A 9060-nucleotide genomic window follows, 5' to 3' on the forward strand; every position below is an offset into this window, starting at 1 on the left:
GTAGGCGCGAACCGGAACACGACCACAACGCCCACGACGAGCGAAGCGGGGAGAAGCATTGACACACTTGTACTACACCACTAGAACAGATGTATCAGCAGAGGATCCATGGCTCCGAGCTCTCCCTATGCACCGTTCAAGGCTGAGGAGTGGATGCGTGCGTCCCTGATCACCCCCAGGAAGCGATGCCAAGCCATGGCTGGATCCAGGACCCCAGCACCCAGGAAACGAAACGGTTCCATACCGACGAAAAAAGTCGGAACCGCGACCCGAGGGTGTTCGTGGATACAGGGCGACCTTTTCCAGACCAGGCACCTCTGCTGAGCACACGCGTATATCTGAGTCAGGGAACGGCTGAACGTCTCTGGGGTGAACTCCTGCGGGTTGGCTGGCGTCCCTGCAGGCCCCAGTGGTCAGCTGATGCTGAATTCTGAACAGGGAGTCGATTCCGGACGCCAGCGTCGTGTTCAGCCGAACTGGTAATGCTTGCGAACGGGTTGATGAACCTGCCAGGTGCATGACATTCCAGCCGGGAATTCAACAAGGTCGCCGGCACCGAATCGAACCGCCTCACCGTCTTCTGGAGTCACGGTGACATCCCCCTCCAGCAGCAGGCAGGTTTCCCGCTGGTCGTAATGCCAGGGGAAGGAGCTGATTTCACAGGCCCACACCGGCCAGTCGCGAACACCCAGGGCCAGGATCACACTTTCCGGGCAGTTGGCGGTCACACAGATCATCGCGGGGTCGATCGCGGCATCAGCAAACCATGATTACGCGGCACCGCCCCCGCGCATCAAGGCCCGGAGACTGACCACCTGATCGGCCAGCGATGATCACAACTGTGATCGAGTCTGTGCGAAAGCGGTCCATGATCGACTCCGGCGACTACGGCTATCCACCAAGCACCAGGAGGCAGGACTATGTGGTCGTTCTGCTGCAGCTGCTCTGGCGCATGCGCTTCGACCTGCTGTTGCTGCTGTTGGTCACAGTGTTCGTTCACAACGACTGGATCCCCCGCAGCTGGACCGCCGACGAGAGCGTGGTGAGGATCCTGGGAATCGCGGCATCGATTTTCCTCGCCTTTCGCAACACCCACGCGATCGGACGCTGGTGGGAAGCACGAAAACTCTGGGGGATCGTGGTGAACGTGAGCCGAACCTGGGCCGACACGCTTCGCGCCCATCTCGACAGCAGCAGGCCGCCCGGACGTGAGGAACGCAAATTGCTGCGTCTTCAGGTGGCGATCGTCTGGCAGCTCAACTTTCAACTGCGCAACTTCTGGCAAAGAGATCTGAGACGGTTGCAGGATCAGCTTCTCCAGGATCTGAGGCTGCCCAGCTCCACCAACCTCCGCCAGCTTGGACAGCTGCGGGGGGTCTGGATCGGAGATCTACACCGCCAGGGATTGACCGATGGATTCGGACGTCTGCAGCTGATGCAGGTGGGAAACGCCTGCACGGATGCCATCGGCGGACTGGAGCGAATTCGCAACACACCACTTCCAGCGTCTTACGAGGTGTTCGTCAGACTTCTGAACTGGTTTTTCGTGCTGCTGCTGCTGATGTATTTCCACGACCTGGGGCCTGAATCACAGAGTCGTTTTGGCAGTCTTGTGATCGTGCTGCTTTTCCTGATGGCTGAACGGATCGGTGCCTATGTGGAAGGTCCTTTCGACGCAGATTGCAGCAGCTTTTCCATTCCTCTGGACAGCATCTGCCTCACAATCAGTCGAGACCTGCTTCATCAGGCGACAGATCACGTGCAACATCTGAAATCGGACGATCCTGTGCGCTGGACCTGATCAACACCGACCAGTCATGCAGGCAACGGTTAAGCGTTACCCAGGTATTGATTACTGAACTCCCAGGCCACAGAACAGCGATACTGGTAATTCAGACCGGCGATGCCAATCCTTTTGCAGGATGCATCCGTGATTGCCGCTCCTTCCGGCACTTTCGCAAGAAGCTTGTTCAGGGTCACCTCTCTGTTACGACCGCTGCCTGAAATAGATAAGTCAGTGGCAAAAGCACCAGCCCCAAGCCCGAACAGCAACAAGCTCAGCAGAAATGCACTCAGGATTTTCATTGCCGACCGAACCGCTTCTCAAGCACTAGCCACGACATCAATCAGTGGCCAAATGCATGACACATAAGGATCTGCTTTGAATTCCGATGATGCCAACCGGCGGATTCAACGTTGGCGGCTTTGTCTTCCTGGGTTCGCATGACTAGGCTCAGCGAATCATCACCAGGAAGACCTCATAGGATGGATGGATGCCCGGATTGTTGATCAACATGTCCTCCATTCTGGTTCAGATCACCATCCCTTTTGTCCTTGCTCTGTTCCATTTCGTTGGACCTGTGCCATCCGACCTGGGTGCTGATGGAGGAAACCTGAGTCCCTGCCCGGGACCCGAGCACTGCGCCAGCAACCTGTGGCAGGTTGCAGATTCATCCTCAGCACTGAAACAGCTTGCCGAGGTGATCGAGACCACTCCCCGCACCGAGATTGTCGACCAGAGCAGCGACTATCTTCACGCCACCTACAGCAGCAGAATCTTTGGTTTCGTTGATGACGTTGAACTCCACGCACGCGACGAAGTCACTCTTGAGGCACGATCAATCTCGCGCCTCGGAGAGTCGGACCTAGGGGTGAATGCCCTTCGGCTGGAGAGCCTCGCCAAAACGATCGAAACACTGGACACCTGAACGGATGGACATGCCTGTCCAAACAACAACAGTGATTACAGCTGTGTGTCGGGCGAGTCGCAGAGGTGTTGACTGAAAAATTGCCAGCAGTGCCGATTCAGATGCGCTGTCACTTCTTTCGAGGCGACGGCGGCGGTGCGCTCATTGACAGAACCAATTACCGCCTTGAATCCATCCAGCATTCGCAGATTCATTTTCACTCTGATCACCGGGTATCTGGCGATTTTCGGAGTTCAGAAACTGCCCTATGAGTTTGAGAATCAGTGGCTTGTACTGATTCCAGTTCTGATTGTGGTTTATATCATCACTGTCTGGATGGATGGACTTTTTTTCAAGGATGTTGCTGTGGATGCAACAGCTGAACCCGGAGCCAAGAAAGTTAAGAAGCAGGCAGCAAACAAGGGCTTTGGCCGATGAACAGCCAGAGCTCAGAGAGAAACACTGAGCAGCGGCGCCCGAGTAATCAACGCAGCAGCCGATTTGGTGTCCACGCACACGACCGCATTTCTGCGTTGACGAGAAAGTTCGCATGTTCCCCTGCCATGGGTGGCACGACGAGAAACCGAGAGGCAGAGCTGGCACTCCGCCTCTTTTTCATGGGCGGCAGACATAAACAGTCAGAGTTTTCCCCTCATCGGTACTGCGGGTTCCAACCCGATGACAGTGAGCAGCGGCGGGTGGAATTCTCGAACCCACGTGAATGGTGTAATCGGCTCTGACGCCGCTTGCCGTGACAGCGACAAAGGCCGCCAGAAAAAACAGAACCGTGATCAGCAGTCGCATCAGCAGGGATCAAGGAATCAAAGAGCCGAATTCTGAACACTCCCTGATCGTTCAGCGCATGACGCTGCTGGTCGCATCACCCCGACAGCGTTCTGAAAAAGCCCCCGGTCTCGCCTCCGAGGGCTGATCCCCTCCCCCGAACAGGGGATCTTGCCCGGAGATGATCAGAAGCTTTTCTGAAGCCACTTGACCACCAACCACCGGATGCATTAGTACAAACGTACTGGCGCTTCAGGGTATGGACGAATGGGAGTACGTCGACGAAGAAGAGCTTCAGAACTGGAAAGGAGCACGGATCTGCCTCACGTGCCAGCACTTCACCTACGGAGTGGACGCTCACTGCCGAACGATGGTGGCCTGCAAGCTCAGACAGCAGCTGCTCCAGCAGGGGGACCACCTGACCAAGCGATGCCGGCACTGGTGTCCCACCTGGCAGGACCAGGCCGGATGGTGTCCGGAGTTCGGCTGACCATCACTGGTGGATCACCATGCTCCGACTCCTGGAGACTCAGCGCCTGCAGGTGGAATGGCGTCTACGCGATGGCCAACCGCAGGTGATACGACAACACCCCCCCTCCTGAGCGACCTTGGTCAGCCTTGAACTCCATCCAGGCAGGCGTCTTCAGCTCATTGGCAGACGTAAACGGATCGATGAGCCACAGCCAGTGGTCTGGTCTGCGAGACGATCTGGGTCAGACGTCGACGCAGGGCCACGCAGTCGTCGCACTGGCAGGGCTCGTCATCGTGAACACTGGCATGAACCCGGACAGGCTTGAATCTGCTGTTCATGGGAAACGACCTTTCCTCTGTTGTGACGCGCTCTGCGGATTCCGGCCAGCAGTTATCACAATCCTGTGACTGTTTTGCATGAACAAACGGCGCACACCGTTTCACGCAATGGAAGTCACCGTTCAGGCAGCGATCAACTCGGCCAGATCGAGACCACTCTGCAGAGCACCTTCCGCCATGCCGAAGCCAGGCCCTTCGATCCAGTCTCCGCAGAAACCCACCTGGGTCTGTCTGCACCATTGCAGTGCATTCGGCAGTCCCGCCTCCAGTGGTTGAGCGGCACCCCAGCGCATCACTCCAAGCGAATGAACACTGGACAACTGCCTCTGCAGGGTTGGCCAGGGCTTCAGCAGATCCGGCAACACAGTCAGCAATCGCTGCTCCTGAACGTTCAGCAGATGCGGTTGTGATTCAGGTGTGATCAACGCACCATCATCAAGACCGTGCATCACCAGGCCGAGATGTCCCTGCTGCTGCCGCTGAAGCACAAGGCGCTCCACTCCGGATTGCTCTTGAGCGCGAGGCGTCAGCCAGATCTGCCGAGGCAGTGGACCAGGATCCACCGCCGGGAACTCCAGCATCAGATTCCAGCGGATGCTGGCATTGAGACCGGCAATCCAGTCGAGCGCTTCATCGAGAACAGAATCATGTCCCGCGGGGACGGCCTCACGCAAAGGCACATCACTCCAGCCGAGCATCGCCAGTGAACGCGGGTGAGCGAGGAGCGTTCCGCTCAACACCAGTCGAGCGGAACGAAGTCCACCTGGAAACACCCAGCTCTCATCCACTCTTGAGAGCCCCTGAATCCTCTCTCCGAAACAGGTATCCACAGCATCCCCACCATTGCGAAGCAACGTCTCAGCCACCGACGCCATGGTGGGGATTCCGCGCCAGCGCGGCCCCCGCAGCAGAGGGTGGTCAGGAGGGGCAACGACTTCACCATGGTGATCAAGACCCACAACGGGATCGAGGTCAACTCGAACAACGCCGCGTTGTTCGAGCGAAGTCATCAACCTGCGAAGCTCCCCGCACGGCTCGGCATGAAAGCTCAGGACTGGAGAGCCGTGATCCAGACGCCAGAGCAAATCATCGCGCCGCCGCCGAGTCGCACATCGTCCGCCGGGTCCTCGGCCGGCTTCCAGAAGCTGAATGGTTCCGCTCCAGCCCCTGTTGTTCAGAGCCGCCACCAACGCGCAACCGGAAAGACCGGCACCGATCAAAACAAGATCAACATCCTTGCCAGGCATCGAGATTGATGAAGAGGTTGTGATTCTGAATGAGCCGACAAAAAAGACGGGTGGCGGCCCGTCTCGACTCTCCTCAAGCACTGTCCGGAGCTGAGCCCCGAACTCGCTTGTTATCGCGCAGGCAGGGCCTTTGCGCCTTAGGAAGCGATACTCAAAATCACCTGATCAGGGAATGATTGATAACTTTAAAAGGTCTTCCCAGATCTCAGTGAAAATCCTTCTCAACGAGAGCTTTAACGAATGGCGGAAGATCATCTCATCAAGCACTCAGAATGGGAACACAGAATTCTGATTTGCTGCGGGCATAAACCAACCGCCATTTCAATGGCAACGTTTCTTGCCATTGACCCGGAATCGAACACCAACAACCTTCTCGGAGTGTGCACGTCAGAGAGCAAGTGTCTCGAATTAATCGAAAATTCCACTGATTCATTACTGATTTTCATCAGTGGGCGTCTGGACGACGGATCCGGCATCAGCCTGGTGAATGCCATTCATGATCAAAGCCTGACTGCATCAGTTGAAGATCACATCACCGTACTGACACTCAACACGGTCAACCCTTTGCCACTCAGAGATGCACTGAATTCGAACGCAAACATCATTCTGACCCATCGCGGATTTGAAAATTCCACGATTCATCATGTTCTCCACGCTGTGAATCAAAGAATCAATTATGTAGATCCCTTGATCCGCCACATTCTTGATCCAAGCCACTTTAAAAAGAGCGATCTTTTATCAGAGAGAGAGCTTGATGTTCTCGAATTGGTTTGCGACGGCATGACCAATCACGAAATCGGGCACAAATTACACATTGCTGACGTCACGGCTCGACAACACGTGCAGGCTGTCATCCGAAAGCTCCACGCAAAAAACAGAACCGACAGCGCCGTCAAGGCCATCAGGGAAGAGTTAGTCGAATAGACAAAATCAGATCTCAAGGATTTGCATCACAGCAAAGTCAATGACGGAAAATAATTATTTCAAGAACTCTGAACACCCAGTGATCTGAACATTAAAAGCTCAATGCGAAGACTTCACCTCTGAAACACTCAGTGTGGATTCATGCCGCACACCAACTCTCCCGAAAGTCAGGAACCGGCTTCCAGCGAGAGAGCCGAGGTCATTCTTCGCTCTTCACTGGCCAGAAAATCACACCACATGCCAACCAGAAAACTGAGTGTTGACAAGGCACGAACCTGTTCCTGAGAACCTGGTCTGGTGTATTTGAAATCCATGAACATCTGATCGGCGACAGATTGCTGCTCTTTGCAACGTGAATCAATCGACATCAGTCAACCTCTCTCCTGTTTGGACGGAAGTCAGGTCAGCTGGCTGAGCAACAAACACAAACTTTTGTAAACAACCATAACTCGTCCGTGACGTTCAGTGGGTTGGTGGGCTGGGCTCGTCCACTTGCAGCTGAAGTATCAGAGGTGAGGGCTGCGGCATGGCTCCATGGCTAGGTTCCACTTCAGCTTTAGACAGATATGACGCGCACAGTTGCCGTTAGCGGTGCCTCAGGAAAGACGGGCTTCCGCGTTGCTGAGGAAGTTCTGGCTGCAGGAGATCAGGCCAGGCTGCTGCTTCGCCCTGAGTCCCGGATTCCAGCATCGCTGGAAAGCTGTGAACAACATCGACTGAGCTTGATGGATGCGAATGCCCTGGATGATTGCTTGCGCGGTGTGGATGCTCTGGTGATCGCGACAGGAGCCCGGCCATCAGTTGATCTGACGGGGCCGATGAAAGTCGACGCATGGGGAGTTGAGCGCCAGATCGAAAGTTGCCAACGTGTTGGCGTGAGGCGAGTGGTGCTTGTGAGTTCCCTCTGTGCAGGGCGTTGGAAACACCCTCTCAACCTTTTTGGCCTGATCCTGGTGTGGAAGCGTGTTGGTGAACGGAATCTGGAAAACAGCGGGCTCGACTGGACAGTGATCAGACCTGGCGGCCTGAACGAGCGAGAAGATGACCTGGAAGGGGAAGGGGTGCTCTGGACCGGCGCTGACAAGCAGGAGAGCGATTCCATCCCTCGCCGTCTGGTCGCGCGCTGCTGCCTCGAAGCACTGAACACCCCTGATTCCATCGGCAGAATTCTGGAAGTCACCAGCTCACAGCAGCAGCCCGTGGTGAGCCTGCAGGAAGCGCTCGCCAGCTGCTGAAGTCACCGATCGAGACCTCTTTCGATGCGCAGATGTCAGACCGCCAAGCATGATCACGGTCAATGTCTTGAACAGATGAGTGGCCTGGAAACCGACTGAAGCCTGGACCAGCAGCACTCCCCGCTCGGGACGTCGTCATTTCCGCCTGGTTCTGCAAGGCGGCCGTGGCGATGGGCGCTGGGTGGAGCTGGCTTCGTTGCTGGAACCCCAGATGCGACTCAGGCAGAGCTGGAAGCAGCTTCAGGACAAAAGTCAGTGGCAGAGCGGCTGGCAACCGATCCCTGCTGAAGACTCAGACGGAATCTGACCCAAGGGGTCTGGTGGCGATCACTGCAAAAAACGGATCCCCCTTCGCACCGACCCAACCGAGCGGACCGGATTGCTGCGTCTGCTCAGCAATCAGTTCAGGCTTGGGCCACCCCTGAGCCATCATCACCTCCGCCACATAGCGAAGGTGATCGCCATCAGCGCCATCAGTCCAGATCTGAGGTGCCTTGGTGAAGAACATGCGATTACTGAAAGCACAGATGACCTGGCCTTTGGGTCGGGTGATGCGCAGCAGGTCGGCGGCCACAGCCTCCGGTTGCTGCAGATACTGCCATCCCGCAACAATCAACGTGCAGTCGACACTGGCATCATCCAGCGGTAACCGCTGATCACGGTTCAGATTCTGCACCCAGTGACGGTCAAGACGCGGATTGGCCTGCAGCTCCTGTTCGTTGAGCCCGTGACCGATCACCTGCTCGTAGCGCTGATCGTCCGGCAGGTGACTCACCCAGCTGCTCATCAGATCCAACACCACGGCACAGCTGGGAATGCGTTCGCGGTAGAGCTGAGTCAGCCTCCGGCGGAACGCGGCGTCAAGATGCTGAACAAAGCGGGGATCGCTGTAGAACAGCGCATCATCACTGTCATCGAGCTTGAAGCGCTCGTTGTCGTTCAAGACCTTCACGACCACGGCGAATACCTGATGTCCAACGACACCGGAACCTAAAGAAACCATCAACGAAGCGCGTCCTTCACCGGGGGGCCGTGGCTAGTCCAGGGAAGAGTTCACCAACAGATGCAATGGCTCCACACCATGAACACAAGGTCTCCAGTAACGGTCAATCCGCCGTGGCGGAACCGGAACAGATCACCGATTCGAATCTGCGCACCGTCCGGAAGCAGTTCGTGGAGGCCATTGATCCTCTGCAGAAACAACTGGACGCCACACTGCATGAGCTTGATGAAACCCTCAGGCCGCGCCTTCAGCAACCAGTCAAGGACAAGCCATTGATTGCTGTGGCCGCCGCCGCCGCCGGAGGAGTTCTGCTCGGGGGACTCACGGTGCTGGCACTCCTGGCCGGTGGCCGCACACACACCGATTGATCC

The 9060-nt window shown here is 56.4% G+C and carries 17 protein-coding genes; 10 read left to right on the forward strand and 7 right to left on the reverse strand.

All coding sequences use genetic code 11. The features are described 5' to 3' along the window. The first annotated feature begins 149 nt into the window (after window positions 1-149). Window positions 150-434 (forward strand): DUF1651 domain-containing protein, encoded by a 285-nt coding sequence (locus SIB73_RS07080; protein ID WP_413401769.1) that lies wholly within the window; start codon window positions 150-152, stop codon window positions 432-434. A 33-nt stretch (window positions 435-467) separates the two neighbouring features. Here SIB73_RS07080 and SIB73_RS07085 read toward each other — a convergent pair whose 3' ends face one another. Beyond that, entirely contained in the window at window positions 468-737 is a 270-nt protein-coding gene (locus SIB73_RS07085) for a cupin domain-containing protein (RefSeq protein ID WP_413401767.1), read from the reverse strand. 92 nt (window positions 738-829) lie between these two features. Between SIB73_RS07085 and SIB73_RS07090 the strand changes: the two genes are divergently transcribed. Continuing rightward, a complete protein-coding gene (locus SIB73_RS07090) occupies window positions 830-1801 on the forward strand; it encodes a bestrophin family ion channel (protein WP_413401765.1) in 972 nt (323 codons plus the stop codon). A 29-nt stretch (window positions 1802-1830) separates the two neighbouring features. Here SIB73_RS07090 and SIB73_RS07095 read toward each other — a convergent pair whose 3' ends face one another. Then, window positions 1831-2085 carry a hypothetical protein gene (locus SIB73_RS07095; RefSeq protein ID WP_413401764.1) on the reverse strand — a complete coding sequence of 85 codons (255 nt, stop codon included), beginning with the start codon at window positions 2083-2085 and terminating at the stop codon, window positions 1831-1833. A gap of 209 nt (window positions 2086-2294) precedes the next feature. Between SIB73_RS07095 and SIB73_RS07100 the strand changes: the two genes are divergently transcribed. Both SIB73_RS07100 and SIB73_RS07105 read left to right on the forward strand, forming a co-directional pair. Then, complete coding sequence (locus tag SIB73_RS07100) at window positions 2295-2708, forward strand: DUF1499 domain-containing protein (protein WP_413401762.1); 414 nt, start codon at window positions 2295-2297, stop codon at window positions 2706-2708. Between the two features lie 165 nt (window positions 2709-2873). Continuing rightward, window positions 2874-3125, forward strand: a complete 252-nt coding sequence (locus SIB73_RS07105) for a hypothetical protein (RefSeq protein WP_413439772.1) — start codon at window positions 2874-2876, stop codon at window positions 3123-3125. Between the two features lie 177 nt (window positions 3126-3302). Here SIB73_RS07105 and SIB73_RS07110 read toward each other — a convergent pair whose 3' ends face one another. Then, window positions 3303-3491, reverse strand: a complete 189-nt coding sequence (locus tag SIB73_RS07110; RefSeq protein ID WP_413401758.1) for a hypothetical protein — start codon at window positions 3489-3491, stop codon at window positions 3303-3305. Here SIB73_RS07110 and SIB73_RS07115 point away from each other — a divergent pair. Both SIB73_RS07115 and SIB73_RS07120 read left to right on the forward strand, forming a co-directional pair. Next, window positions 3475-3618: a hypothetical protein gene (locus SIB73_RS07115; RefSeq protein WP_413439773.1), complete on the forward strand. Its 144-nt coding sequence runs from the start codon at window positions 3475-3477 to the stop codon at window positions 3616-3618. The two genes, SIB73_RS07110 and SIB73_RS07115, sit on opposite strands and share 17 nt — an antisense overlap. Before the next feature lie 111 nt (window positions 3619-3729). Next, window positions 3730-3960 carry a hypothetical protein gene (locus SIB73_RS07120; RefSeq protein ID WP_413401756.1) on the forward strand — a complete coding sequence of 77 codons (231 nt, stop codon included), beginning with the start codon at window positions 3730-3732 and terminating at the stop codon, window positions 3958-3960. Between the two features lie 158 nt (window positions 3961-4118). Here SIB73_RS07120 and SIB73_RS07125 read toward each other — a convergent pair whose 3' ends face one another. Both SIB73_RS07125 and SIB73_RS07130 read right to left on the reverse strand, forming a co-directional pair. Then, window positions 4119-4280, reverse strand: coding sequence for a hypothetical protein (locus SIB73_RS07125; protein ID WP_413401755.1), 162 nt, complete (start codon window positions 4278-4280; stop codon window positions 4119-4121). A gap of 122 nt (window positions 4281-4402) precedes the next feature. Beyond that, on the reverse strand, window positions 4403-5527 hold the full coding sequence (locus tag SIB73_RS07130; RefSeq protein ID WP_413401753.1) for an NAD(P)-binding protein: 1125 nt from the start codon (window positions 5525-5527) through the stop codon (window positions 4403-4405). A gap of 240 nt (window positions 5528-5767) precedes the next feature. Here SIB73_RS07130 and SIB73_RS07135 point away from each other — a divergent pair, with 240 nt between their 5' ends. Then, entirely contained in the window at window positions 5768-6451 is a 684-nt protein-coding gene (locus SIB73_RS07135; protein WP_413401751.1) for a response regulator transcription factor, read from the forward strand. 167 nt (window positions 6452-6618) lie between these two features. Here the strand turns inward: SIB73_RS07135 and SIB73_RS07140 are convergent, their stop codons facing one another. Next, a complete protein-coding gene (locus SIB73_RS07140; protein ID WP_413401750.1) occupies window positions 6619-6819 on the reverse strand; it encodes a hypothetical protein in 201 nt (66 codons plus the stop codon). A 198-nt stretch (window positions 6820-7017) separates the two neighbouring features. Here SIB73_RS07140 and SIB73_RS07145 point away from each other — a divergent pair, with 198 nt between their 5' ends. After that, entirely contained in the window at window positions 7018-7686 is a 669-nt protein-coding gene (locus tag SIB73_RS07145; protein ID WP_413401749.1) for an SDR family oxidoreductase, read from the forward strand. 79 nt (window positions 7687-7765) lie between these two features. After that, window positions 7766-7993, forward strand: a complete 228-nt coding sequence (locus SIB73_RS07150; protein WP_413401747.1) for a TIGR02450 family Trp-rich protein — start codon at window positions 7766-7768, stop codon at window positions 7991-7993. Here the strand turns inward: SIB73_RS07150 and SIB73_RS07155 are convergent. After that, complete coding sequence (locus SIB73_RS07155; RefSeq protein ID WP_413401746.1) at window positions 7979-8689, reverse strand: methyltransferase domain-containing protein; 711 nt, start codon at window positions 8687-8689, stop codon at window positions 7979-7981. The two genes, SIB73_RS07150 and SIB73_RS07155, sit on opposite strands and share 15 nt — an antisense overlap. A gap of 65 nt (window positions 8690-8754) precedes the next feature. On the opposite strand from SIB73_RS07155, the gene SIB73_RS07160 reads away from it, so the two are divergent. Continuing rightward, window positions 8755-9057: a hypothetical protein gene (locus SIB73_RS07160; protein ID WP_413439774.1), complete on the forward strand. Its 303-nt coding sequence runs from the start codon at window positions 8755-8757 to the stop codon at window positions 9055-9057. The last annotated feature ends 3 nt before the right edge of the window (window positions 9058-9060 follow it).

Origin of the sequence: Synechococcus sp. MIT S9509, from assembly GCF_047303035.1 — a bacterium.
Taxonomy (GTDB): Bacteria; Cyanobacteriota; Cyanobacteriia; order PCC-6307; family Cyanobiaceae; genus Synechococcus_C.